Below are 26,986 nucleotides of genomic sequence, written 5' to 3'. Positions count from 1 at the left end.
GGTTTTATGCGTGAGATTCCTGCTGAGCGTTTTTATTGTTTTTAGGCTCTTCGTCCTTATTCCGAATTTTGGTCAGGTACGAGATTTGCGGTCTCACGTTAATTTCTTCCAGTACGTGAAAAGCACGTTCATTCTGTTCAGCCATTAAGACTTTCGAAATAGTGCTCTCAGGGTTGTTCATATCTCCAAAAATGATGGCACCTGTCGAACATGCTTGCGAACATGCTGTCTGTACTTCATCAGGAGCCAAGGTACGACGCTCTTTCTTCGCGGTCAGTTTGCTCTCCTGAATACGTTGTACGCAGAATGAACACTTTTCGATAACCCCCCGTGAACGTACCGTTACGTCTGGGTTAATGACCATTTTACCAAGGTCATTGTTAAAATGATAATCGAAATTATCATTATCGAAGTATTTGAACCAGTTGAAACGACGTACTTTATAGGGACAGTTGTTGGCACAGTAGCGCGTTCCAATGCAACGGTTATACGTCATTTGGTTCAGTCCTTCCGTGCTGTGTGTCGTTGCCAGAACCGGGCAAACCGTTTCACAAGGAGCGTTACTGCAGTGCTGGCAAAGCATCGGCTGGAACGTAACTTCCGGATTTGCAGAAGCAACCTCCATAGCCGAATAATCCTCTACGTCGGCATCACTACTGTAGTATCGGTCGATACGTAGCCAGTGCATTTCACGACGTCGAATTACTTCTTTCCGACCAACCACCTGAATGTTGTTCTCCGCATTACAAGCTACGATACACGTACCACAACCCAGGCAGGAATTAAGGTCAATGACCATTCCCCAAGAGTGAACGGGTTTTCCGTAGCCATTCCAGAGTGTAATGTCGTTCGGATCAACAGGGCCTTTTGAGGTTTGAACGTGCGGTTCATACCGGCCAGCTTTTGGATTTTTTACGTACTCAGCTAAACGTGTTTCCTGCAACACTGCTTTCCGACCCATTACCGTATCGTGTGTCTGGGTCTGAGCAATTTCATGGGAGCCGCTTGCTTTCTCAACTTTCGCGCTAAACGCTGCATACGTAGCGTATCCACCAACAAGGCTTACAAATGGATACACATTTTCACCTACGCCATTTGCTGATTTACCTCCTTTCTCACGTCCATAACCGATGGCAATCGAAACCGTGTTATCAGCCTGACCAGGTTGAATTATTACAGGCAATTCAACCGATTTACCATTGACTGTAACTGTCACCAGATCATTCTGTACGACGTTTAGTTCTTTGGCGGTCTTCTGTGAAAGAGCAGCATAGTTATCCCAGCAGGCTTTCGTAACTGGATCAGGTAATTCCTGTAACCACGGATTATTGGCCATTGCCCCCGTACCTACACCAACCTTTTCGTACAGACATACTTCCATACCTGTAGTTGGTTTGTAACGTTGCGCGATACCAGCAGCAGCCTGAGCAACATTGCCTGTGAAGGAAGCTCCACCAGACGTAGCACCCGTAGTTGGCTCGAACACTCCATCATTCAGGCATTTCACCCAGAATGCATCGAACGAACTAAAGCCAGATGCTTTTGGATACTGCGTTGTACGCCAGTAGTTTTTCAGATAAGCCTGGTAATCATTTGATTTGCCTACCCAAGTCAATAAACTCGATTGGAACTGACGAGTTTTGAAAATATGGGTAATGGCCGGTTGCGTAAGGCTGTAAAATCCTGGTTTGGGCTCAGCATCGCCCCAGCACTCCAGAAAATGAGGAGCCGGGGTGATATATTTAGCCAGCGAAGCCGTTTCATCGGCCCGATCGGCGAAGGAAACAGATAATTGAAGCTTTGGTAATGCCTCAGCCAGTTCGGCGCCACGTGGGTGGTCATAAACTGGGTTCGACGCAAAAAACAGAGCAGCACCAACACGTCCAGCTTTCGCTTCATCGATGAAGGCATTCATCTGCTGATCATTACCTTGCCGATAATTAACTGGTGAATTCAGATCAATGGTTACGCCGTAACTTCCCAGCAGGTTATTTAGTGCGTTAACAACAATCTGTATGTTGGGATCATTCGAGCCAGAAACGACCAACGCTTTGCCACGCGAGCTAGCTAAGTCAGTAGCGGCTTTATCCAGATTAGGAACATCAATACTAGAAGTACTAATAGCGGCTCCACCAACTTTAGCAGCTACCTTATTATATAGAGCAGCTACAACAAGCCCTTCCTGCGATGGTTTAATAGCCGTGCGGTAGTCAGCATTGGCGCCTGTTAGCGAAAGGCCTGTCTCAAATTGGTAGTGCCGCGACATGGTTTTCTTGCCACCACCTATCGCACCCACCTGACGTCCTTTTACGTACCCACCCATATATTCGATTGGAGCAACCCACGTACCCAAGAAATCGGCTCCAATGCCGACAATGGTTTGTGCTTTACCAAAATCGTAAGATGGAATGACTGCTTTACCAAACGAAGCCTGGTTAGCCTGCATGAGTCCAAAAACAGAATTGGCATCGTACGTAATGTGGCTGGCGGTCGGGAATTTGGCGATAAAATCAGCGACTACGGCTTTAGTAGTTGGGCTTAGAATCGTCGACGTAACGATTCGGATAGCGCCACCCTTCGCGGCAACTGAATTTAGTTGACTAATAATTTCCCGGTCCGCTGTGGCCCAGTCGATATCTGCTTCACCACGTTTTGGGCCTTTCAGTTTGTCAATATCGTAGAGAGATAGAACTGAAGCCTGCGAACGGGGCGTTGTCCCTCCTTTCGATACGCTTGACGAAGGGTTTCCTTCAATTTTAATGGGCCGCCCTTCACGGGTTTCAACTAGAATGGCAGCATAATCTCCCCCTTCACTAAATGTAGACGCGTAGTAGTCAGAGATGGAAGGGAACGTAAACTCCGGCTTATTAATATAAGGAATGGCTTTATGAACCGGCGTTTCACAGGCGGCCAGCGAAACGGCGGCCATACCAAAACCCATTACTTTAAGAAAGTCACGGCGTTGGGTATTCGATCCACCGAGCAGACCGTCCAGGTCACTCGACGATTCGCTTAGGTCTGGATTCGCAAATTCGCTGTTTGCGTTCTTTACGAACGTAGCGTCGTTACGTAATTCTTCAACCCCTTTCCAATACCGTTTAGATGTATTTTCCATGCGTGTTGTATGCGGTAAGTATCCTATTGGTTGAATGGCCTATATGGCCCTGTGGATTAATAGTGACATTTAGAACATTCTAAACCACCAATATTGGCCACTTTCAGTGGATCTTTGCTTTCTTTCCGGTGGAGAGCAACAAGTTTGTCATAATACGCATTGTCTTTCGTATTGACATCCGTACGGCGGTGGCAATCGATACACCAGCCCATCGTCAGCGAAGTACGTGCTTCCACTACTTCCATCTTTTCGATTTCGCCATGGCAAGTCTGGCACGCTACGTTTCCTACGTTTACGTGTTGCGAGTGGTTGAAGTACGCTAAATCAGGAAGATTGTGAACCCGAATCCATTCGATAGGCCGATTATTTTCGATGGCTGCGTAAATCTTCTGAATCTCCGGCGATTCTTTCTTAATAACGCCGTGGCAGTTCATACAAATGTTAGCGGCTGGAATGGTTGCATTCTTACCTTTCTGAGCACCTGTATGACAATAATTACAATCGATTTTATATTGTCCCGCGTGAAGTTTGTGCGAGTAAGCGATAGGCTGTTTCGGAGCGTATCCCTGCTGGATACCTACCCCATAAGCGCCATCAATCGTTTCTTTAGCAGCTACTAGTAAGAACAACCAGATAACAATTGAACGTAGCGTTGGATTATTAAATGCATTAGATAGACCTGTTCTCAGTTTTTGACCAAAAGCAGAAGGAACCTGCGTACCATCTGTAGTTGTAACGGGCGAAACAGCTTTTGACAGGATTGTTACGATTACCAGCAGAACGCCGAGTACTAACAACATTACAACCAGCAGGGCAACCAGTACAACTGTAAACATCTCAGATGGGCCTGAAGATGCTGTCGCTCCGGCTGGAGCAGTATTGTTGCCTTGCTCTCCTCCTGCAGCAGGTTTTGCAGGGGCGCTTGCTTGGTCAACGTAAGCTAGAATTCCATCAATGTCAGCATCCGACAGACTTGGGAAGCTTGACATCTGAATCTTACCATTGGCATTGAAAACCTGGTTTGCGTACTGATCTCCCGAAGCGATAAGCGCCGACGAGTTTTTAATCCACTTGTGCAGCCAATCACCACCCGGAGCTCTATCCCGGATTCCCTTTAGGCCAGGACCTACAACCTTTTCGTCCGTTACAGAGTGGCACTGGGCGCAATTGTTAGTAAATAAGGTCTTTCCTTTTTCAGCGTCCGCACCACCTGCTGGGGCTGCATCTTGTGCTTTCACCTGACTATTGGAGGCCAATAGCATTAGCAAAAGAACAATAGCCCCGCAAAGCTTGTATAAACGACTCATTTTATGAACTTTATTATTCGAGTGAATCAACATAATCACTACTACTTATTTATTAGCGTCCAAAAGTACGACACGATTACTGTATAGGCAAAAGTTGTGGTTTCAGTGTTTTTTATTTATACCCTTTCTAATTAAGCCGTAGTTAATAGTCATATTGTTTACGCAAACCTTATCCTTTGTTTAGTACTTTAGTCACAAAAAATGCCATTTTGCCAAACTCACACAGGAGTATCGGCAAAATGGTAAGATTATTAATTTAGGAAAGAGGTTCCGAGCAACCTGAACCATGATAATCAATCAGTTGATTATCAAACCGTTTATTAATCAATAAAAACCCAGGGGACGAATTAGGGGACGAAACAGATAATTATTGAGGCTAGGGGACGACAGGCCGGTTAGTCATCGTTACCTTTGCTGTGATCTCGAATCTTCTGTGATTCTTGGTTTGGTCAGAGCCGGGCAGGTGGTTCCCTCGGCTCATCGGGTCGGGTGGGTGGTTCCCCCGACCTATTTTATTTTCTAAGTGTATCACACACTCAGATTTAGCTGAATTTGTGAGATAACAATTTATGACTGCCTCAATTAGTTCTGCATAAATATCTGTCCATATAATCGGTGTCGCTCAAAATGAGCGTGGCTGTTGCACAACTCCCAGTCGGCAAGGTATCCACTAGAATCCGCTTCTATTGAGCACAATTTAAGCCCTAAAGACGATAGCGATAGAACAACAACGAGAATGCAGCTTATTTGAACGACTATGATGGCCCAGATGAGTTGTGCAACAGCCACGAGCGTTTAAATCGACAAGAAATTAAGGAAACTAGAAAACTTATTTTATCCGTATATATTAATACGTATTTTCATAGTAGTGGTATCTTGTTACTGGGAGGATATAGTATAATAGACCCATTGCCTGTGATGCCTAGTAACTAAAATGAGCAAGTATATTGTCGTTGGAACCGAAAAATGGAGCGTAGTCCTTTCCGCTTTGGTCATGGTGCTGTGGCTTTGGGGAAGTTGGGGTGTCCACGCTCAATCCTATACGGCCTCGGTGACACAGTATGGACCCGAGCAGGGCTTGTCGCACCGGGAGGTGAATGCCATTTTCCAGGATAAGCAGGGCTTTATGTGGTTTGGCACCAAGTTCGGGCTTAACCGCTTCGATGGCTTAAAATTTACCACCTATACGAAGGATCGGAACGGACTCGGTTTCGACGATATACAATCCATCGCTCAGGATGCCGAAGGCTATCTGTGGCTGATGGGCTCCAACGGTCAGGTGCAGATCTCGCTGTTTAACCCGTTAACCGGCCGGGCTATTTCGTTTGACGAAAAGTTTGGCAAACAACCTTCCTTAACGACACCCGATCATCAGTATCGCCTGTTCAGCACCGAGGATGGTACGATCGTTTTCACCGACTTTCAATCCGCCCGGTTGGTAACGTACCATCCAAAATCCGGGCTGCGATACGTGGCCGTTCCGCCGTTTAAAAAACTGGTTGCCGTTCGGGCTACTAATCACCACACAGTTTGGGCCATTGCTGATGATACGTTTGTGCTAGAGCTAACCCTCGATGGACGTATCGTGCATCAGTTTTCGCATGTGCTGGGGTCAATTATTATCTTTTATGGTCAGCGAAACGCCGGTATCGAGTTTTTCTATGCTGCCCTAACCCCGACAAAGCCAGGGTTCGGTGTACTGTATAGCGTAGATGAGTCGGGGCACCAGCAAGAGTGGCCGGCTTCGTTGATTACATCATCAAACCAATTACTTTTCCCGGTTTGCTATGCCGTTGACCGTAGCGGGTTAATTTGGGATGGAACGAGCCTAAGGAATGTGACCAAAGGCGTTGCCCTGACAATTACTCCTCAACTGTCGGCCGAGCCAATTGTGAACCGAAGCTTTTTCCGCGACCGGAACGGCCTGTTGTGGTTAGGTACCAGTTTTGGCGTGTATCAGGTTGAACTGGCCCAGAACCACTTTCAACGCTTATTTTATGAGCAGGATACAAAGGCCAAACAGGCCGCGACGGTTCGGGGAATTACCGTCCTGGGCAATCAGGTCTTTGCCAATCTGGAAAAGTTTGGTTTGTATAGCACCCCGCGATTGGGCGGAACATCCAGGAAGCAGTATACCCCCAATATATTCAAGACAAACAGCGATGCATTTGCGTTGGGGTATGGGTTAATGCAGGATGGGCAGGGCACGCTCTATAGCGGTATTGGAAATCGGCTTGTTCGTTACCAGCCGGCTACCGGCAGTTCCAGCGTGGCCGAGTTTCCTGAAATCTGGGATGCCTGGGCGCTGCACCCCCTGAACGCTCAACAATGGCTGCTGGGTGGACGAAGAGGGCTTTACCTGTTCGAGACAACACAGGGGAAGGTAACGCCCTATGCCCAGTACAATCAATTTACCGAACTGGCCCAGGCACAGGTCATGCACATCGCTCCCGACCGACAGGGCGTCATCTGGATTTGCGCCAATACGGGCTTATACACGCTCCATCCGCAACAAGGGATCACGGCCCGTTACGGAAGTGGGGGCAAACAAGGGTTTTATCTGCCCGCTGAAAGCTTCCATCATGTCTATCAGGATAAGGCGGGTATTTACTGGCTGGCTACCGCCAATGCGGGACTGATCCGGTGGGACCGCCGAAAGGGAACGTATCAGCCGTTTCGACGTAGTGAAGGCTTATCCAACGATAATATTTATGCCGTTTATCCCGACAACCAGGGCCACCTCTGGATGAGCAGCGATTTTGGCATCATGCAGTTTGACCCCGTCCGACTGACGACCCGGACGTATCTGGTCGAAGATGGCATTACCCATAATGAGTTCAACCGGATTTCCCATTTTCAGGAAAAGAACGGCCGTATCTACTTTGGGGGACTGAACGGCATTACGGCCTTTGACCCACAGGATTTTCAAACCCAGAAACCAATTGAGCTACTGGTACGTATCACCTCGTTCCGGCAATACGACAATTCGGTCGACAAGGTCGTCGACAAAACTCAGGACGTAGTAACCAGTAATATCATTACTATTCAGCCCGATGACCGCTCCAGTGTGCTGGATTTTGCCCTACTCAACTATGCCAACGCCGAAAAGAACCTGTATGCGTATCGGTTCAGCGACCTGGATAAAGACTGGACGTACCAGTCGGAGCCAACGCTACGTTTGAGCAATCTGCCCTATGGCGAACACCCGTTGCTGATCAAGGCGCAGGCTTTCGATGGCCAGTGGTCAACCAATACGTTGACTATAAAACTGGTGGTGGTACGTCCCTTTTATTTGCAGGCTTGGTTTTTAATATTGATGGTGATCCTGGTCGGGGCAGGCATCTGGGTCTGGTTACGTTGGCGAATCTGGCGACATCGGGCCGAACAGCTTCGGCTGGAAGCCCAGGTTAGGCAGGCAACCGCTCGCATTGAGCACGATAAAGAGATTATTGAGCAACAGGCGCAGGACCTGCTTCGGCTCAACCAGACCCGTTCTCACTTTTTCGCCAATATTTCGCATGAGTTTCGTACCCCGCTCACGGTAATCCTGGGTATGGCCGCCGGACTGGAAGCGTATAAACCGGACGACAAACCCCAGCAACTGCGGCAGGCGGCTGATTTAATCAAACGAAACGGCACCAATCTACTTCGGTTGATCAATCAGCTACTGGACCTCTCCAAAATTGAGTCTGGTGAGATGCATCTGCGCCTGGTGCGGGCTGATATGGCAACTTTTTCCCGCTACGTTATCGAATCGTTCCAGTCGATGGCCAAGGTTAAGAACATACAAGTGCATGTTCTCACGGAGGAATGCGAAGCTGATTTTGATAAAGACAAGTTGCAGGATATCCTGTCTAATCTGCTGACTAATGCTCTGAAGTTTACCCCTGAGGGCGGACAAATCGACTACCAGTTGAAGCGGCTGGAGAGCTGGCAACCACTACGTCCGGAGGGATACTATGAAGAACTTACGCCAACGGATCATCTGGATAAGCCCTGGATTCGGTTCAGCGTCAGCGATACCGGACCCGGTATTGAGCCATCGATTCTGTCTAAGGTGTTTGACCGCTTCTTTCAAGCCGGGCCAGACATGGCGGGAACACGTCAGGGTAGCACACCGTCCGCTTCACCGGTTAATGGCACCGGCATTGGGCTGTCACTGGTACGGGAGTTAGTGTTGCTCATGAATGGCGGACTAGCCGTTCGAAATCGTTCGGGCCCGAATGGGTCCGGCCTGGGTGCTGAGTTTGTGGTTAGCTTACCACTGACCCGTCAGGCCGAGCCAATCCAGGCCGGGCCTACTCAGGAGCTGTCAGTGGCTCCGGTTCTGACCATCCCTGATCGTTCGGAGTGGATCGAGCCGGAAATGTCCCCCTCTGCCGCCAACCAGCCACTGCTCTTGCTGGTGGAAGATAATGACGACGTAGCGACCTACATTCAAACCTGCCTCCGGGCCGATTACCAGGTGATCCGGGCTGAAAACGGGCAGATCGGTATTGACCTGGCTTTCGAGAAGAGCCCCGACGTAATTCTGAGCGACGTAATGATGCCCGTCAAAGATGGATTTGAGCTGTGCGATACGTTGAAAAACGATGAGCGAACCAGTCATATTCCCATCCTGCTACTGACCGCCCGGGCCGCCGTAAGCGACCGACTTTCCGGTTTACGACGGGGCGCTGATGCCTATTTAGTAAAACCGTTCCTGCGCGAAGAGTTGCTGGTTGTGCTAACGAACCTGATTCAGTCCCGGCGGCTGCTGCAACGCCATTACCGCCAGCTGGCATTGGGCAGTACACAGCTAGAGACCGTTCCGGCTACGACTTCCACTGACCAGCCAGACGAGCCTTTGGAGGATACGTTTTTAAGTAAGCTACGTACCGCCCTAGAAGCTAACTTAGATAATACCCAGCTTTCGGTCGATGAGATTTGCCAATGGATGGGCATGAGCCGTACTCCCCTCAATAAGAAGCTAATTTCACTAACGGGGATGCCCATGAGTAAGTACCTTCGTTCGCTTCGCTTGCGCAAAGCCCAGGAATTGTTAGTCACCACAGAGTTGACCATCGCCGAAGTAGCCTATGCGGTAGGCTTGGACGACCCCAAATACTTTAGCCGCATTTTCTCCGAAGACGTCGGCCAGTCGCCCGGCAGCTTTCGGTTGTCCAGCAAAAGCCACCCCTAAACTCACTTTTTTGCGCGAATGGTGGCCATTGTGGCAAAAAGTCCACCTTTTAAGGTGATTTCTCCACCTGTTTTGGCACCAATACCGGTACTATTGCGTGGCTGTTTCAATGTGATTAAACCCCACAGCCCGAGTACCATGACTTTATCCTTTACGTATCTGAGAACAACCAATCCGGGCTTACACATACAGCGCCAACTTCCCATCGGGCAGGTTTCCCGCTTTGGACGGCTACTACGTAATCATCCATTACTCTGGATGCTATTTTGTCTGCTTTGCTCAGCGGGCACTACCTGGTCACAATGTTTTACGGTCTCGTCAACCATCGCAGTAGGTTCTTCGCCAGTACACATCGTCATGGCCGATTTAAATGCCGATGGTAAGTTAGATATGGTAAACGGTTATTATGGTATAATTACGTGACGGTGAGTCTGGGCAACGGAGACGCGACCTTTCAACCCTCGGTTAACTACCCTACAGGACCAAATGAAAATCAGAGAACTGACCCTGTTGCAGTAGTGGTGGCCGATCTGAATGCCGACGGAAAGCCTGATGTGGCAACGGCAAATTTTTCTTCGGGGTTGACTCAGGGACTATCGATACTATTGGGTAACGGCGACGGGTCGTTTCAGCCACCCGTTACCAAAGGGAACAATACGGGTGCAGGCCTTTGGCTAACGGCGGCTGATGTCAATAAGGACGGTCGGATCGATCTGATTGAGTCAAGCGTAAACTTTCCGTCCGGCACGAACTCAGCGATTGAGGTGTTTCTGGGCATGGGCGATGGCACATTTCAAAACGCCGTTAGCTACCCTACAGGGACTGATCCGCGCGGTATAGATTCAGGTGACTTAAATAACGATGGTAACATAGATATAGTTACCGCCGACTCCTTTGGCAATACTATATCTGTGCTATTAGGGAATGGGGATGGCACTTTTCTGCCTAAGGTGTCTTACACTATGCCTTCTAATGCCTCCTCTCCCTTCTCAGTGCAGATCGGCGACCTGAATGGTGATGGGAAGGCAGATTTAGTCACGGCTAACAACAGTTCGGATAACGTATCAGTCTTTTTGGGAGTGGGCGATGGTACTTTCCCGACATCCACAACGTATGCAGCTGGCGATTTTCCACGCACGCTGATACTGGGCGATGTGAATCTGGATCAAATCCCGGATATACTAACAGCCAATAGGTCTAGCAAAACTGTATCAGTGCTGTTAGGGAAAGGTGATGGCACCTTTTCACCCATGTTCGCTTATGCGGCTGGTAACAGGCCGAATTCATCGGCTCTTGGTGACCTGAATGGCGATGGCAAACCCGATCTTGTAACCTGTAGTGAAGATGATAAAACCATTTCTATCTTGGTGAACTCTCCCCTCACTGTAACAGCCTTATCGCCTGTTCGCAATGCTAAGTCGGTGGTCAGCAACACCAGTGTCACCGTTACCCTGAGCTGCCCCCCCACTGGACCCGCCAGTGCCAGCGTCCTGACGGTGTGGAGCCAGCAGGCCGGCGGCAAAAAAGCGGGTACGGCTAGCATCAATGGCAACTCATTAACCTTTGATCCCTCGGCGGACTTCAAGCCGGGGGAGGTGGTCTATGCCACCACCACCACGTCCAGCGGTCTGGCCAAGGCCCAGGTCTATCAGTTCACCACCGCAGCCGCTACAGCCTCAGGCATTTTCAGTGGCACTACCAACGTAGCGGTGGGCGCTAATCCTTATAGTGTCGCATTGGGAGATGTGGATGGGGATGGCGATCTGGACTTATTAACCGCAAATTATAGCAATAACAATGTGAGTGTACGGGTAAATGACGGAAGTGGCAATTACAGTGGCAGCACCAATGTAGGAGTGGGCAATGATCCTGCTAGTGTGGCGGTAGGGGATGTAGATGGGGATGGCGATCTGGATTTTGTAACCGCTAATTATAACAGTAACAATGTGAGTGTACGAGTCAATGATGGCAGTGGTAATTTCAGTGGCACCACCAACGTTGGAGTGGGAAGCAGCCCTCAAAGTGTCGCATTGGGGGATATAGATGGGGATGGGGATCTGGACCTATTAGCCGCCAATAGTAACAGTAACAATGTGAGTGTGCGATTCAATGACGGTAGTGGTAATTTTGGTGGTGGTTTCGGTATAGATGTAGGTATAAATCCTTGGAGTGTGGCGGTGGGGGATGTGGATGGGGATGGCGATCTGGACCAGCTAGTTGCTAATTTTAACAGTGCCAATGTGAGTGTGGGCTTGAATAACGGTAGTGGTAACTTTAGTGTCACTACCAACGTAGGGGTGGGTAGTGCTCCTCGAAGTGTGGCGTTGGGGGATGTGGATGGGGATGGCGATCTGGACCTCTTAGCCGCCAATCAGGGCAATAACAATGTGAGTGTGCGGTTGAATGATGGCACTGGTACTTTTAGTGGCAGCACCAGCGTAGCGGTGGGCAGTAGCCCTCAAAGTGTAGTATTGGGGGATGTGGATGGGGATGGGGATCTGGACCTAGTAACCGCTAATAACAGTAGTAACGTCAGTGTGCGGCTCAATGACGGTATTGGCAATTACAGTGGCACTACCAACGTAGGGGTGGGTAGTGGTCCTCTTAGTGTAGCGTTGGGGGATATAGATGGGGATGGGGACTTGGATTTCTTAGCCGCTAATAATGGCAATGCCAATGTGAGTGTGCGCTTGAATGGGCTTCCCGCAGTGGCCATTACCGGCTCTCCGGCATCGGCTACAGTGTGTGCCGGGGCCAACACTAGCTTCTCTGTAGTGGCCAGCAACGCTACGTCCTATCAGTGGCAGGTCAATTCCGGCCCAGGCTTTACCAACCTGAGCAACTCGGCCCTCTACAGCGGGGTCACCAGTGCCACCCTGACCCTGACCGGAGCCACCACAGCCCTCAACGGCTACCAGTACCGGGTGGTGGTGAGCGGCTCCAACTCGGTCACCTCGACGGCGGCCACCCTAACGATCAACGCCCCCACGCGGCTTTACGTGCGGGTCGGTGCCACAGGGGCCGCCACGGGCCTGAGCTGGGCCGATGCCCTGCCCGATCTGCAGGCCGCCCTTTCCTACTCCTGTTCGCAGAATGTGACCGAGGTCTGGGTAGCCGCTGGTACCTACAAGCCCACCAGTACCACTAACCGCAGCGCCAGCTTCGCCCTGCGCAATGGGCTGGCCATCCTGGGGGGCTTCCCGGCTACGGGCAATCCCACGTTAACCCAGCGTAACCCGGCCACTAACCCCACCATCCTTTCGGGCGATATCGGTACACCAGTTGACAACACCGACAACAGCTACCACGTCATCAATAACCTCTCGGTGCTAAACAATACAGCCGTGCTGGACGGCTTTGTCATTACTGGCGGCAATTCCACTGGCACCGGCGGAAACACGGATCGGGGCGGCGGTATGTACAATGAAAACAGTGGCAGTCCCAGCCTGATCAACTGTAGCTTTATCGGCAACCGGGCAACGTTTGGCGGGGCGATGTTCAACTTCAACAGCAGTCCGTCCCTGACTAACTGTAGCGTTCAGAGCAATACGGCTACTAACAATGGCGGAGGGATGGTCAACTTGTCTAGCAGCAATGCCAGCCTAGTTAACTGTAGCTTTAGTAACAATACCGCGGCCAATGGCGGGGCACTAAATAATAGTGGCAGCAGTCCGACCCTGACAAGCTGTGTATTCTTCGGCAACGGAGGGCAGAACACGATTGTGGGCAGCGTAGCGGCCTCCTATTCGCTCTTTGAGACGGGCGAGACGGACTATACGGGTTCCAACAACCTTACTACCACCACCAGCCCCTTTGTGAGCAATACCAGCGTAGCGCTCAACGCCTGCGCCCCGGCCATCAACGCCGGTAACCCCGCCAGTGTTACCATAACCAGCCCGCCCTACTCAGCCACCGCCCTGCCCCCCACCGATCTGGTGGGCAACCCCCGCATCGTTGGGGGGCGAGTCGACATGGGTGCCGTCGAGTATCAGGGTACACCCACCGCCATATCGGTGAGTAACCCGGCCGTGAGCACCGCTACGGTGGGGGTGGCTTTTAGTCAGACCTTCACGGCTGGAGGTGGTACTACCCCCTACAGCTTCAGCGTAGCCAGCTCCAACCTACCCGCTACGTTCAGCCTGTCGAGTGCGGGCGTGTTGTCGGGTACGCCCACACAGGCAGGCAGCTACAGCCTGCTGGTGCAGGCTCGGGATACCAACGGCTGCGTAGGTGTGGCCAGCACGGCCTACAGCCTGACGGTGGGCGCTCAGCCCCTTTCCCTTTCTGCCTTATCACCAGCCCGCAATGCCAAGTCAGTAACCAGAAACACCAACGTCAGCGTTACCCTGAGTAGCCCCCCCATCAGCGCCAGCGCCCTGACGGTATGGAGCCAGCAGGCCGGGGGCAAAAAAGCGGGTACGGCCACCATCAATGGCAACTCATTAACCTTCAATCCCTCGGTGGACTTCAAGCCGGGAGAGGTGGTCTATGTCACCACCACCACAGCCAGTGGCCTGGCCAAAGCTCAAGTGTATCAATTCACTACGGCAGTTGCCACGGCCCCCGCCACCTTCCCTGGTGGTTCCGACGTAGGGGTAGGCAATTCTCCTCGAAGTGTAGCGGTAGGGGATGTGGATGGGGATGGCGACCTGGACTTCTTAACTGCTAATTTCAGCAGTAGCAATGTGAGTGTGCGGTTGAATAACGGTAGTGGTTCTTTTGGTGGTGGCTCCAACGTAGCGGTGGGCGATGCTCCTCAAAGTGTCGTGTTGGGGGATGTGGATGGGGATGGCGACCTGGACTTCTTAACTGCTAACTTCAGCAGTAGCAATGTGAGTGTACGCTTGAATGACGGTAGTGGTAATTTCAGTGGCAGCTCCAATGTAGCGGTGGGCAGTGGGCCTGCTAGTGTGGCGGTGGGAGATGTGGATGGGGATGGCGATCTGGACTTCTTAACTGCTAATTTCAGCAGTAGCAATGTGAGTGTACACTTGAATGACGGTAGTGGTAATTTTAGTGGCACTACCAACGTAGGGGTAGGCAATTCCCCTCGAAGTGTGGCGTTGGGGGATGTGGATGGGGATGGCGATTTAGACTTCTTAGCCGCTAATTATGGCAGTAACTCGGTAAGTGTTCGGCTCAATGATGGCAACGGTAATTTTAGTGGCAACAACAACGCAGCGGTGGGCACTCAGCCTATTAGTGTAGCGTTGGGGGATGTGGATGGCGATGGCGATTTAGACTTCTTAGCCGCTAATTTAAACAGTACCGTGGTGAGTGTGCGCTTGAATGACGGCAGTGGCAATTTCAGTGGCGGCTCTGACGTAGCGGTGGGCAATACTCCTACGAGTGTAGCAGTAGGAGATGTGGACGGAGATGGTGATCTGGATTTCATAACCGCCGTTGCTGGCAGTGCCACGGTGAGTGTGCGGCTCAATGATGGCAGTGGTAATTTCAGCAGCACCACCAATGTATCAGTGGACAGTGGCTCTCAAAGTATAGCATTGGGAGATGTGGATGGAGACGGCGATCTGGACTTCTTAACTGCAAATCCTTTCGGTAACAATGTGAGTGTCCGGCTGAATCAGCTTCCCCCGGTGGCCATTACAGGCTCTCCGGCATCGGCTACCGTCTGTGCTGGAGCCAACACCAGCTTCAGCGTGGTGGCCAGTAACGCTACGGCCTACCAGTGGCAGGTCAATGCCGGCTCGGGCTTTACCAACCTGAGCAATACGTCCCCCTACAGCGGGGTCACCAGTGCCACCCTGACGCTGACAGGCGCCACAACAGCCCTTAGCGGTTACCAGTACCGGGTGGTGGTGAGCGGCTCTAACTCGGTCAGCTCCACAGCGGCCACCCTAACGGTCAACCCGGCACCCAGCATCAGTGCTCAACCTCCCAGTGGCTCGGCGGTGTGCGGAGGCAGCCAAGTAAACGTAGCGGTGAGCGTAAGCGGCACGGGTCCCTACACCTATCAGTGGTACAAAAACAGCCTCAGCAGCCCCGTGCAAAGCCAGACTACAACCACCCTCTCGCTGAGCAATGTTCAGACAGGGGATGCGGGCAGTTACTCGGTGGTGGTGACGGGGGCCTGTGGCAGCGTGACCTCAACGGACTTCAGCCTGACCGTCAACACGGCACCCACGGTGGGGCTGGCGTCTTCGGGTACTATCACCTGCGCCAACACCAGCGTGACACTCACCGCCACCCCAACCGGGCAAGCCAGCTACTCCTTCAGTGCAGGGGCTACTCGGATCGGTACGTCTAACCAGGCCACCGTCGCCCAGGCGGGCCCCTACTCGGTCACCGTCACTAACGGAGCAGGCTGCTCGGCGGTGGCTCAGGTGACTGTCACGGGCAGCACCACAGCACCCACAGTGAGCCTGGCCAGCAACGGTACGATTACCTGTGCCAACACCAGTGTGACGCTCACCGCTTCACCAGCGGGCCAAGGCACTTATGTCTTCAGTACAGGAGCCAGTCAGATTGGTACGTCTAACCAGGCGGTGGTAACGGCAGGTGGCAGCTACTCGGTGGTGGTTACTGGGGCCAACGGTTGTACGGCTTCAGCCAGCACCACCATCCAGAGCAGCACGGCGAGCATCAACGCCAGTCTGGTAGTGTCGGGCACGTTGACCTGCGCCAACATGAGTGTGACGCTGACGGCCAGCCCGGCTAATCAGGCCAGCTACGTCTTCAGCGGTGGGGCTACTCGGATCGGTACGTCTAATCAGGCCACTGTCTCGCAAGCAGGTACCTACTCGGTCACCATCACCAACGGAGCAGGCTGCTCAGCGATAGCTCAGGTGACTGTCACGGGCAGCACCACGGCGCCAACTTTAGCAGTGAGCAACCCAACTAACCCTAGTTCGTGCTCGGGCAATACGGGTAGTATCAGCTTCACGACCAACCTGGCGGATGGGTCTTACAGCCTGATCTATACCGGAGCAGGTAGCCCCAGAGCAGTGACGGTAAGCAGCGGTGCGTTCAGCCTGACGGGTCTGAGTGCAGGCACCTACTCGAACTTCTCCATCAGCAATAATGGCTGCTCAGGCACAGCCCCAGGGCCGGTAACCTTAATGGCTCCCACCGCGCCAACGGCTACGTTGGGCAACAATGGTCCGTTGAGCTGTGCCGCTACCAGCGTAACCCTGACGGCCAGTTCCGGAGGTGCAAGTTACGTGTTCAGCTCGGGAGCCAATCAGCTAGGAGGTAGCACGGGCAATACCGCCACCGTTGATAGCCCAGGTACGTATACAGTTATCGTCACCAGTGCCAATGGCTGTTCGGCCGCTGCGACCACCACCGTGACCAGCGACACGGCTAGCCCGACCGCTAGCCTGACGAGTTCGGGTACGTTGGCCTGTTCCCAAACCAGTGTGCAACTGAGTGCGCCAGCGGGAGCAAGCACCTACCGTTTCCAAGGGCCAAACCTGGATCAGACGGGTACCAACCCAACCGTAACCGTCAGTGTAGGAGGCCTCTACTCGGTAACCGTTACCGGTGCTAACGGGTGTACGGCCACGGCCACTACCCAGGTGGAGCAGAACAACACTCCCCCTCAGAACGTAGTGGCAGCCAGCAGTGGTCCGTTGAGCTGTACGGTCACGAGTGTTACCGTCTCGGTCAGCGCGACGGGTAGCGGCCTAAGCTACCGCTGGCAAGGACCGGGTGGCTTTAGCAGCACATCTCAAAGCTTCACCACCGCTACCGCAGGCACCTACTCGGTGACCCTAACGGGGGCTAACGGCTGCTCCAGCACCGCCAGTGTGAGCGTGAGCTATCAGAACTGCGCCCCCACCCTGGCCAACCCCATCCCCTCCCAGACGGCTACCCTGGGCGCTTCATTCACCTTCAGCATCCCGGCCAACACCTTCACCGATGCCGAAACACCGACCAGCCTCAGCCTTTCGGTTAGTGGCTTGCCCGCTGGCCTGAGCTTCGTGGCTCCCAACACCATCACCGGCCCCCCTTCCACCACCCTGGGCTCCCCCTTCTCGGTGACGGTGGTAGCCACGGATCCAGGTGGCTTATCGGCCAGCACCAGCTTTAGCCTGAGCGTGCAACCCACTGGCTTTGCCATCACCGGGGTTACCATGCTGGACTGCAACCTGGTGGGCTATTACGAGCGACGCATCAACTTCCTGATCAACTACAGGGATACCAACGGCCAGCCCATCAGTGTGTCGGTGGTCAATGAGCTAACCACCCAGACTATCGTTGAACCCTATCAGCTGACAGTCTACACCGACAACCCGGTAATTGTCTTCAAGGCCCGCCAGCAGGGCACACCGGGAGAGGCCACGTTTGCTTACAACTGGTTGGCTTATTGCGCCAACGGCAATCCAAGGGTGGAGAATGCCATCCCACCCCAGTCGGTGACGGTCGGCCAGGCCTTCAGTTACAGCATTCCGGCCAACACCTTCACCGATGCTGAAACGCCGAATAGTCTGAGCCTGTCGGTGGTGGGTTTACCGGCAGGATTGAGCTTCGTGGCGCCGAACACGATCAGTGGCACAGTATTAGCTAGTACCAGCTCGTTCTACAGTGTGACGGTGGTAGCCAGTGACCCCGCTGGAGGCTCCATTTCCACTATCCTACCTCTGAGTGTAGTGAATCCAGGGAGCAACTGTGCCAGCATGTACAGTGTGAAGGCGGGAGATTGGAGTGATGCGAGTGTGTGGTCGTGTGGACGGGTGCCGTTCATCACCGATGTCGTGACACTCAACCATGCGGTGAGCTTGCCAGCCAGTTACCAGGGACAGGCCCAGCGGGTGGTGTACTCGCCCGCTGGGCGGCTGTTACTGAGCACCAACAGCCGACTGCGACTGGGCACTAACTAGCTCTTCAGATAGCAGGTTGTGTGGTCTTGGAGAGCTTACCTTCTAGAGCTACGCAACCTGCCTACCTGTAGATTGGCCGTAGGGCTGGCTACATCCACTGCTAACAACTACATCTCCGTTAATGACTAAACCAACACCCCATTTAAAACCCCACCTAACGGATGGTCCGCCCCCGGTGAGCTGGCTGCTGGCCGAAGGCAACTATACTCATGTGTATTTTCACAAGGGTGGTTATTACCTGTCAGCCATTACCCTTTGTAAACTTTGCCAACGTTATCCATACCTGATACGGCTGAGTAAACAAATGGCGGTTGATCCTGGTCTGATTTCGGGCTGGCACCGGACTGAGACCAAGCAGTTGGTGGTGAAGTTGGCGGGCTGTGGGAGCCCACAGGAAGTAGTGGTTCCCCGTCGGCGCATCCGCCAGGTAAAACAGACGTTGCGCCAGCTACAGGTCTAATCTAGGATTGACTGAGTCACCACATTCAGCAGACAGCAGTTTAACTGGGAAATAGTCGCCAAATTTCCCAGCCACTCAATTCCAAACATAAGCGATTGACAACCAGCAACTTAGATTCTCAGCCAATACTCCTATATAAAACAAAGAGGGATTATCCTCCGCATACTCTATAGATAGGGCCTTTCTCGATACATTCAATATAAAGCTGCTTCGAAAGCGGTAACGCTCGAGGTGGGCGTTAATAGTTTTGTTGTTTTACGGTCGCATTTGTTGCGGTTTACCTTCGAATCGGTAAAGCTTACGCCAAGGGACGGATTTAGTTTATTATAGTTGATTATTTTCCATCAGGTATAGACAACAAAAAAAGCTAATCAGTTGAAAAACAGCGTTTTTGCTGTATAACTGATTAGCCTTGATACTATAGGTGGAGGTTCCGAGCGGATTCGAACCGCTGTACGAGGTTTTGCAGACCACTGCCTAGCCACTCGGCCACGGAACCCTATTTTTCCTCATACATGATGTATCACGTATTTGGGAGTGCAAACATACGACTTTATCAATTAAAGTAATAGGTAGATTTAAAAAATACCCCCAAGCTCGTGAGCTTGGGGGTATAATCTTTATATAACGTAACGCTTAGTTCTTGCTTTCCATCTGCTCTTTCAAAGCAGCCAGTGCATCAAGATCACCTAACGTAGCACCACGCTCTGCCTGTGCAGGGGCGGCTTTAGTAGAAGTAGCTTTAGCGGCTTTGGCCTCTTTAGCTGGTTCGTTCTTCTCCTGCCATGTCTTGGTGTGCGAAAGCATGATACGTTTCTCTTCTTTCGAGAACTCAGTTACTTTGAAATCAAGCGTTTCGCCTACCTCAGCAAACGTGCCGTCTTCTTTCGACAGGTTCTTCAGCGACGAGAAGCCCTCAATTCCGTAAGGTAACTCGAGGGTTGCCATCTTGTCATTTTTGCTCAGGATGGTGCAACGGTGAATCGTGCCAACGGCAAAGACCGTTTCGAACGTATCCCATGGGTTTTCTTCGAGTTGTTTATGACCCAGGGCCAGACGACGGTTGTCTACGTCCAGTTCCAGTACTACAACATCGAGGTCGTCACCCACTTTGATGAAATCAGAAGGATGCTTGATTTTCTTCGTCCAAGACAAATCTGATACGTGTACCAGTCCGTCGATACCTTCTTCCAGTTCAAGGAACAGGCCGAAGTTGGTCAGGTTACGTACTACACCTTTATGTTTCGTACCAACAGCGTATTTAGTGCGTAGTTCTGGACGAGTCCAGGGATCTTCCGTCAGTTGTTTGATGCCGAGCGACATTTTCCGGTCGTTACGGTCCAGCGTCAGCACAACGGCTTCAACTTCGTCACCCACTTTCAGGAATTCCTGTGGGTTACGAAGATGCTGCGACCACGACATTTCTGATACGTGGATCAAACCTTCTACACCTGGCTGGATTTCAAGGAACGCACCGTAATCTGCTACGTTCACGATTTTGCCTTTTACTTTCGAGCCAACCTGGATGTCTTCGGCCAGCGCATCCCATGGGTGAGCCTGAAGTTGCTTCATGCCCAGCGAGATACGTTTTTTGTCTTCGTCGAAGTCGAGAACTACTACGTTGACTTTCTGGTCGAGATGCAGAACTTCCGATGGGTGGCTGATACGTCCCCACGAAATATCCGTGATGTGCAACAGACCATCGACACCACCAAGATCGATGAACACACCGAAGTTGGTCATGTTTTTGATAACGCCTTCCAGTACCTGGCCTTTTTCCAGGTTGTTCAGGATTTGAGCACGTTGTGCTTCGAGGTCTTTCTCAATCAGGACTTTATGCGAAACTACTACGTTGTCGTTTGCATAATTGATCTTGACGACTTTAACCTCCATTTTCTTACCAACGAAGATATCGAAATCGCGAATTGGCTTCACGTCGATCTGCGAACCTGGCAAGAACGCTTCAACACTATAAATATCGACAATCAGACCACCTTTCGTCCGGCGTTTCACGAAACCATCGATAACGAGGTCATCGTCAAGCGCTTTCTGAATTTTCTGCCACGCCGTAATTACTTTCGCTTTCTTACGCGAAAGAACCAGCTGACCGTTCGGGTCTTCCTGATTTTCTACGTAAACTTCAATTTCGTCGCCCATCTTCAGGTCCGGCAAATCCCGGAATTCCGAAGCAGGAACCAAGCCATCCGACTTAAATCCAATGTTGAGTAATATTTCCCGGTCCGTTATCCCAACGACGGTTCCCATTACTACTTCTTTCTCTTTTACTTCCGACAATGTATTGTCGTACATCTCCAACATCCGGTTGCGGTCTGCATCCGAATAGCCACTCCCAAAACCTTTGTTGTCTGCGCGGTCCCAATCAAATGCCGGCAGTTCGCGTTGCTGCGTTTTGCTCATAAAAAAAAGTTTCCTGACCCACTCAGTACATCAGCCCGTAGGTCAATGGCGGACTGACTTTTGGTTGTAAAATTGTTTCTTTCGAAAAAGGACTGCAAAGATAGCAATTGCTTTCGGAAAAAAGTTTCGGAACCAGCAAAAGTGTTTGAGTTTGAGGGCGAAGAAAATAAAAAGGAGACGAAAAGTTGAGAGTGAATGTATGGGCATTTCACTCTCAACTTTTCGTCTCCTTTTTATTAGTAAGCGCGCTTATTGAAACGCCCGTTCTTTCTTCGCCAGGAATGGCATCCAGCTTTGCTCGATCGAACCTGAAAATTCACGCAGAAAAACCAGAAAAGTTGGCTTGAATGGTTTCTGACGTAGTTTCAAGTTGGCTTCCTCCGGAGTAAAATCGCCTTTGCGTGAGTTGCATCGTTTGCAGGCCGTCGCTAGATTATCCCAGCTTGTTTTCCCGCCCCGCGATTTTGGCAGTACGTGATCTAACGTTAAATCTTCGGTGGTTCCGCAATATTGGCAGTGATGACCATCGCGCTTAAAGATATTTTGCCGGGTTAGCATAACACCTTTGTAAGGCAGATTAACGTAGCGGTGTAGCCGAATGACGGCTGGCATGGGATATTCGGCAGACACGGTTCGGAGCATAAATTGCTCGGATTCGGCAACAAGTTCGGCTTTATCCAGATAAACCAGCAAGAATGCTTTGGGAACGGAGCAAATGCTCAGGGCACTGTAATCTTGATTTAAGACTAATACTTTCCTACCCATACACGTTTAGATGCCTCTGTACGGTAGCAAGTTACAGAGTTATCCACATATGGACAATAATTCGGGGAAATTTAGTTTAGCGAAGGCTCTGACAGGCTCCCGCTGTCAGTTTAAGCTACAGAATTAGCCGCCATCACGTCTCCGACAGCCGGAGCCTGTCAGAGCCTTCTATCAGTATCTCTCGCGCTGCATATCGCGCTCTACGTCGCGTTCTTTTATGCTTTCGCGCTTGTCATAGAGCTTTTTACCTTTCGCCAGTGCAATTTCGATTTTAGCAAAACCGCGCTCATTGGTAAAAAGTCGGATTGGAACAATTGTAAGCCCTTGGTCTTTCAGCTTTTCGGTAAGGCGCTTGATTTCGCGTTTGGTCAATAGGAGTTTACGTTCGCGGAGGGGTTCGTGGTTGTAGTGCGTCCCTTCTGTATATACAGAAATACTCATCTGGCGAATAAACATTTCGTCGTTCAAAATCAGGCAGTAAGCATCCTGCAAGTTGACTTTCCCCTGGCGAATCGATTTAATTTCGGTACCGGTCAGGACAATACCAGCCGTATACGTTTCCAGAAAAACGTATTCAAATGATGCCCGGCGATTTCGAACATCAACCTGTTTTACAATTGAAGCAGAGGCCATACAAATAGGTCAAAGGGCTACAAAGGTAGCTGAGTACGACCAAAAACACCGGAAATTACGTAGAGGTTTGTGACGCGAACAGGAAATAGCATTCCTAATAAGAAATTAGGACGCCTGGGGGGCCGGTGTTTACACTCTCACGAGTGGTACCGAAATCACAGCCTCAAGATCCGGTACGGCACCGGCCCAAACCCAAGCGATATTTGGCTATTCTCCTCTGAGGCTTTGACTCCACACGATAGGATTGCTTACTATTAGGCAAAAATGGTGCCTAGTCCATCTAACTAGCTGAAGTTTCATAAACCGTATACATTAATTCACGGATTAATTATCACTAATCTTAAAACGGTTTATAATTTACAGAATTGACGCTTATTGTCAATAAGTGTGCCAAATCGTATTTAAACGAAAAATCCGCCCAAACTTAAATTCGGGCGGATTTTTCGTTGTATTCTATTTTATTTTTTTGTCTGCTTCGACTGGTACTCTTTATTGAGACCATCCAAAACGGTCTTGGTTCGGTCGGCCGACTGATCGGCAAACAGGATACCTCCGCCTTTGGTGTAGCCTAATACAAACTCATATTTATTCTGAGCGTTGATTTTTTTCAGGTAATCGTAAATCTGGTCGTATAGCTCTTTGTTTTTGGTCTGCTCTTCCAAAGCCAGATTTTGCGCAGCCCGCTCACGATACGCCAGAATATCCTGCTGTTCTTTCTGAAGCGAGGCTTCGGTAGCACGGCCCTGTTCCTGAGTCATTGTTGGGGCACGTTGCTGGAAAAAAGCGACTTTATTTTGCAGATTACGCCCTTTAGCTGCTAAATCATTTTCCAGTTGGAAACGCTTGCTTTCGAGCACCTTTTGGGTGTCTTTAAAGTATTCGTATCTGGTGAGCAGCGAATCAACATTCACATATACAATGGATTTACCTTTAGCTTCGACAGGCGCTGTGGTAGCGACTTCGGGTTGGCGGTCTTTAAAGTGCAGGTAGTACAGTACAGCTACGGCAATTGCCAGGACGACATTTAGAATTAAAGAAGCATTCTTCACAGGAAACGTATTGATTAGTGACAGTTTATCTTACAAAGGTATTGAAGTTGTTTGAATTAGCGATTTCTGATTTACGACCTACGCCGTTTGATTTCCAGTACTACGTCGAATAAAATATCCGCTGAGCCCGGCCAGTCCACCCACTAAACCACTTAGAATTGTTGTTGCTAGCATCGGCATGGCCGCATTATTCATCTTGAAAAGAAGTTGGCCCATACGTGCCGTAAAAATTCCGTCAGTACGTAGGTGTATGAGTATAGCGTAGACGAGCCAGACGATAGCCACGCCGATAAACCCATAAAAAAAGGCAGCCAACGCGCCCGGACTGCGCCAAAAGCAGACTAGAGCAGCCACAATCGCCAAACTCCACCACGGAAGTATCAGTTGAGCAAGGAAACTTAGAACAGCAATCAAAATAATGTGAATCATGGTGCTTGTATGAGTCGATTATTAAGCTTTTTAGAATTCAGATGAGCATTTTTGTCATGCTGACGCAGGAAGCATCTTAAGATAACCTGGCTTGGAAGTAATGATACATTAAGATGCTTCCTGCGTCAGCATGACAAAATCACTACGTTTAAAGAGGTTCATTTCAAGGTCATAGTCCGTTTCAGCCTCGGGTTTTTATCCTGCGCTGATTGCAGATAAAGCAGTTCGTTCAGTTTTCCGAGTCGCCAGGTTTCAATCATATTCTGATAGTGCGGACTTCCCGGATTACCCGATTGCCCCCCCGGATATAGTCCGTACGCTTTGGGCTGATCGCCCAGAGCTACCACCATACGCCAAGAAGGACCAGTACGTTCGTTGGTAGCATTAACCACTACAGCTCCCCCACCTACATCTAAATCGAGTGCGCTGAACGCATCGACGCCCGGCAGCAAATGGCGAATGTCGGTTCCTTTATGCTGCCCCCAATTCCAGGATGTACCAACCGGGCCGTGTTTTTTCACCAACGTATCACACGTAGCGCGGAAACTCTCGTTCAGTACGTCCGAAAAGCGTTCGCGGGCGGGTGTCTTCGTATTATCGAACCAGCGAGCACCCGTATCGCGCTGCATCATCGTCAGCGTACGGTCGAACGCGGGGAAACGCATGGGCAACGTATCACCCGTATCAAATTCGTCAGCCCAGATGGCTTTTGTCAGTTGAGCAGTCCATTCTGTGAAAATAGTTGGGCCAATTTCACCAGCATCGTTGCTACGTTGCCACTGACGCAGTGCCTGCAAGGCGTTACGTTGCTGTTCGCTCATGCCTTTCTCCGACAATCTGGGCAATAATGTAGGAAGCGCATCAGATGCTCGCAGATTATAATTATCGTTCTGAAGCATGCGCAAGCTATCGATAGTGGCCCCTTTCATGACCGTTAATCGCTGATTGATACGTCGGCCACGCTCCGAGGGTGCAAACTGCCAGTTGATATAATACGGATACGACGGGTCGGTAGAAAACTGATTGGCCGAGCTGACAAATCCGCGCGGTGGATTTTTTACCAGCGGATTCTGGTCGGCGGGTATGTATCCATGCCAGTCGTTGGCGGGATTCGTACCATCCATGAGGAATTTACCCTGATTTTTCCACTTCAGCGGAAAACGGCCATTGGGCGAAATCGCTATATCATTGTTCTTATCAGCATACACAAAGTTTTGGGCGGGTGCTACGTAGTAAGCCAGCGCTTCCCGGTAATCCGCAAAATTCTCAGCCCGGTTAAGCTTATAAAAACAAAGCATATCATTCGACTGCTCATGTGCAATCCAGCGGGCGGCATACCCCACCGGAATACTGGGCCGGAACGGTTTGGCTCCCGTTTCGTAAACCAGTGGTCCGTGGTGGGTATAATAGACCGTATCCACTACGTCGGGTTTGCCCTTAACCCTAATGGTTTCGAGCCGACGCCGAACCGATTTCCACTGATTATCGTGCCAGTATTGCTGTTTAGATGCATCCTTGAAGCGGATGGCATAGAAATCAAGCACATCGGCCCCTACGTTGGTTACGCCCCAGGCAACACTTTTATTGAAACCAATAATCACATTAGGCGCTCCGGGTAACGACGCTCCATACGTATTGACCGTCGGCGAAACCAACTGAATCTGATACCAGATCGATGGTAAACTCAACGTCAGGTGCGGGTCATTTGCCAGAATGGGATGGCCAGTAGCTGATTTTTGTGCGCCAACAGCCCAGTTATTCGAGCCAATTTCTGGATTGGCGCGGCTGGGTGATACGCCAAAACCAGGTGCCGATAGAGCAATTAAATTCGTGAGTAAACTATCCTTTGGAGGGGCCGGTACCGGCAATGCCTTGAAATCCCACTTTGTACCAGGCGGAATTATTGGGTCTTCGCGTGTGGGATAATCGGGGAAAAGATCGAACGTAACGGCGGCTCCGTATTTACGTAATACGTTGGTCATCAATAAATCATCGGCTCCACCGGCGAGTGTGCTGCTCATCTGTTTCAGTAAAAGCGCACATTTTAGGGGCGTCCACGGCTCAGGTGCGTACCCGAGTAATTTATATTCAATTGGATACTGCGCTGGCGTAAGTTGATCAATCCAGGCATTGATACCAGCTGTGTAAGCAGCCAGCACCTCGCGGGTGGTTGGGTCAGACTCCATGCCTTTCAGCGTCTGCTCGGCTCCGTAACCCATACCCAGGTGACGGTTGAAGCGGTCCAGTTCGAGCGCTCGTTCGCCAACAATTTCCGAAACACGACCAGCGGCCGCATGCGTCTGAAATTCCATTTGCCACAGCCGATCGCGGGCAGTCAGGTAGCCTTGGGCGAAGTAAAGGTCGTAGTCGTTTTGGGCGAAGACGTGTGGAATGGCCAGATCGTCGAAAACGACCGTAACAGGAGCTCGGGTGCCTGTTACATTCACTTCTTCATCTTTGGTTTGGTCAGACTCGGCGTTTTGCCAGAACCCAGCAAACGGACTAAGCAACGGGCCAAAAGCAGGAACACTTCCCCAGGGACGGTTCAACGCCCAGACGAGCGTTATGGTAAGTACCGATAGTAAAATAGCTTTGAAATAACGCATGGATGCAGATGAATGCTGATACGTATCAGTACAAATTCAGCATTGTATCCTGCAAATAAAAAGTTTTCTTTTCCCAACTGATGCTGAATACGTATAATATTTATTAGTCGTTCCGGTTTCCAGTGGCAAACAATAAAGAACCTTTGGTGAAACAAGCAGTTGTAGACCCATAATCGAAT

At 50.8% G+C, this 26,986-nt stretch carries 12 protein-coding genes and 1 tRNA gene; 4 read left to right on the top strand and 9 right to left on the bottom strand.

Annotation, left to right across the window (positions count from 1 at the left end; translation table 11 throughout):
* Positions 1–4: 4 nt before the first annotated feature.
* On the bottom strand, positions 5–3,115 hold the full coding sequence (locus IC229_RS03410; RefSeq protein ID WP_190885521.1) for a TAT-variant-translocated molybdopterin oxidoreductase: 3,111 nt from the start codon (positions 3,113–3,115) through the stop codon (positions 5–7).
* 56 nt (positions 3,116–3,171) lie between these two features.
* Positions 3,172–4,422 carry a c-type cytochrome gene (locus tag IC229_RS03405; RefSeq protein WP_394355918.1) on the bottom strand — a complete coding sequence of 417 codons (1,251 nt, stop codon included), beginning with the start codon at positions 4,420–4,422 and terminating at the stop codon, positions 3,172–3,174.
* A 934-nt stretch (positions 4,423–5,356) separates the two neighbouring features.
* Here IC229_RS03405 and IC229_RS03400 point away from each other — a divergent pair.
* The 4 genes from IC229_RS03400 to IC229_RS03385 all read left to right on the top strand — a co-directional run bounded on the left by IC229_RS03400 (position 5,357) and on the right by IC229_RS03385 (position 18,907).
* A complete protein-coding gene (locus tag IC229_RS03400; RefSeq protein WP_223833836.1) occupies positions 5,357–9,604 on the top strand; it encodes a hybrid sensor histidine kinase/response regulator transcription factor in 4,248 nt (1,415 codons plus the stop codon).
* A 138-nt stretch (positions 9,605–9,742) separates the two neighbouring features.
* Positions 9,743–10,027: an FG-GAP repeat domain-containing protein gene (locus tag IC229_RS03395; RefSeq protein WP_190885519.1), complete on the top strand. Its 285-nt coding sequence runs from the start codon at positions 9,743–9,745 to the stop codon at positions 10,025–10,027.
* Positions 10,024–18,447, top strand: coding sequence for an FG-GAP-like repeat-containing protein (locus IC229_RS03390; protein WP_190885518.1), 8,424 nt, complete (start codon positions 10,024–10,026; stop codon positions 18,445–18,447). Before IC229_RS03395 ends, IC229_RS03390 begins: the two co-directional genes overlap by 4 nt.
* 121 nt (positions 18,448–18,568) lie before the next feature.
* The gene (locus tag IC229_RS03385; RefSeq protein WP_190885517.1) at positions 18,569–18,907 is read left to right on the top strand and encodes a LytTR family transcriptional regulator DNA-binding domain-containing protein; all 339 of its coding nucleotides are present in this window, start codon (positions 18,569–18,571) and stop codon (positions 18,905–18,907) included.
* Between the two features lie 425 nt (positions 18,908–19,332).
* On the opposite strand, the gene IC229_RS03380 is transcribed toward IC229_RS03385, so the two are convergent.
* The 7 genes from IC229_RS03380 to IC229_RS03350 all read right to left on the bottom strand — a co-directional run bounded on the left by IC229_RS03380 (position 19,333) and on the right by IC229_RS03350 (position 26,807).
* Positions 19,333–19,406, bottom strand: a tRNA-Cys gene (locus IC229_RS03380).
* Between the two features lie 137 nt (positions 19,407–19,543).
* Positions 19,544–21,325, bottom strand: coding sequence for a 30S ribosomal protein S1 (gene rpsA / locus IC229_RS03375; protein ID WP_190885516.1), 1,782 nt, complete (start codon positions 21,323–21,325; stop codon positions 19,544–19,546).
* A 249-nt stretch (positions 21,326–21,574) separates the two neighbouring features.
* The gene (locus IC229_RS03370; protein WP_190885515.1) at positions 21,575–22,090 is read right to left on the bottom strand and encodes an HNH endonuclease; all 516 of its coding nucleotides are present in this window, start codon (positions 22,088–22,090) and stop codon (positions 21,575–21,577) included.
* 171 nt (positions 22,091–22,261) lie between these two features.
* Positions 22,262–22,723, bottom strand: coding sequence for an SsrA-binding protein SmpB (gene smpB, locus IC229_RS03365; protein WP_190885514.1), 462 nt, complete (start codon positions 22,721–22,723; stop codon positions 22,262–22,264).
* Positions 22,724–23,181: 458 nt separating this feature from the next.
* Complete coding sequence (locus IC229_RS03360; RefSeq protein ID WP_190885513.1) at positions 23,182–23,772, bottom strand: OmpH family outer membrane protein; 591 nt, start codon at positions 23,770–23,772, stop codon at positions 23,182–23,184.
* A gap of 78 nt (positions 23,773–23,850) precedes the next feature.
* Positions 23,851–24,201 (bottom strand): hypothetical protein, encoded by a 351-nt coding sequence (locus IC229_RS03355; protein WP_190885512.1) that lies wholly within the window; start codon positions 24,199–24,201, stop codon positions 23,851–23,853.
* Positions 24,202–24,359: 158 nt separating this feature from the next.
* Positions 24,360–26,807, bottom strand: coding sequence for a penicillin acylase family protein (locus IC229_RS03350; protein WP_190885511.1), 2,448 nt, complete (start codon positions 26,805–26,807; stop codon positions 24,360–24,362).
* Between the last annotated feature and the right edge of the window lie 179 nt (positions 26,808–26,986).

Origin of the sequence: Spirosoma profusum (assembly GCF_014699005.1) — a bacterium.
GTDB lineage: Bacteria > Bacteroidota > Bacteroidia > Cytophagales > Spirosomataceae > Spirosoma > Spirosoma profusum.
The sequence above is the reverse complement of the archived record's forward strand: the minus strand, read 5'-3'. Positions and strand labels throughout refer to the sequence as shown.

Coding starts and splice junctions, on each gene's coding strand:
- IC229_RS03400 (WP_223833836.1), top strand. CDS start 5,357: ATGAGCAAGTATATTGTCGTTGGAACCGAAAAATGGAGCGTAGTCCTT.
- IC229_RS03350 (WP_190885511.1), bottom strand. CDS start 26,807: ATGCGTTATTTCAAAGCTATTTTACTATCGGTACTTACCATAACGCTC.
- rpsA (WP_190885516.1), bottom strand. CDS start 21,325: ATGAGCAAAACGCAGCAACGCGAACTGCCGGCATTTGATTGGGACCGC.
- IC229_RS03385 (WP_190885517.1), top strand. CDS start 18,569: ATGACTAAACCAACACCCCATTTAAAACCCCACCTAACGGATGGTCCG.
- IC229_RS03370 (WP_190885515.1), bottom strand. CDS start 22,090: ATGGGTAGGAAAGTATTAGTCTTAAATCAAGATTACAGTGCCCTGAGC.
- IC229_RS03410 (WP_190885521.1), bottom strand. CDS start 3,115: ATGGAAAATACATCTAAACGGTATTGGAAAGGGGTTGAAGAATTACGT.
- IC229_RS03395 (WP_190885519.1), top strand. CDS start 9,743: ATGACTTTATCCTTTACGTATCTGAGAACAACCAATCCGGGCTTACAC.
- IC229_RS03405 (WP_394355918.1), bottom strand. CDS start 4,422: ATGAGTCGTTTATACAAGCTTTGCGGGGCTATTGTTCTTTTGCTAATG.
- smpB (WP_190885514.1), bottom strand. CDS start 22,723: ATGGCCTCTGCTTCAATTGTAAAACAGGTTGATGTTCGAAATCGCCGG.
- IC229_RS03355 (WP_190885512.1), bottom strand. CDS start 24,201: ATGATTCACATTATTTTGATTGCTGTTCTAAGTTTCCTTGCTCAACTG.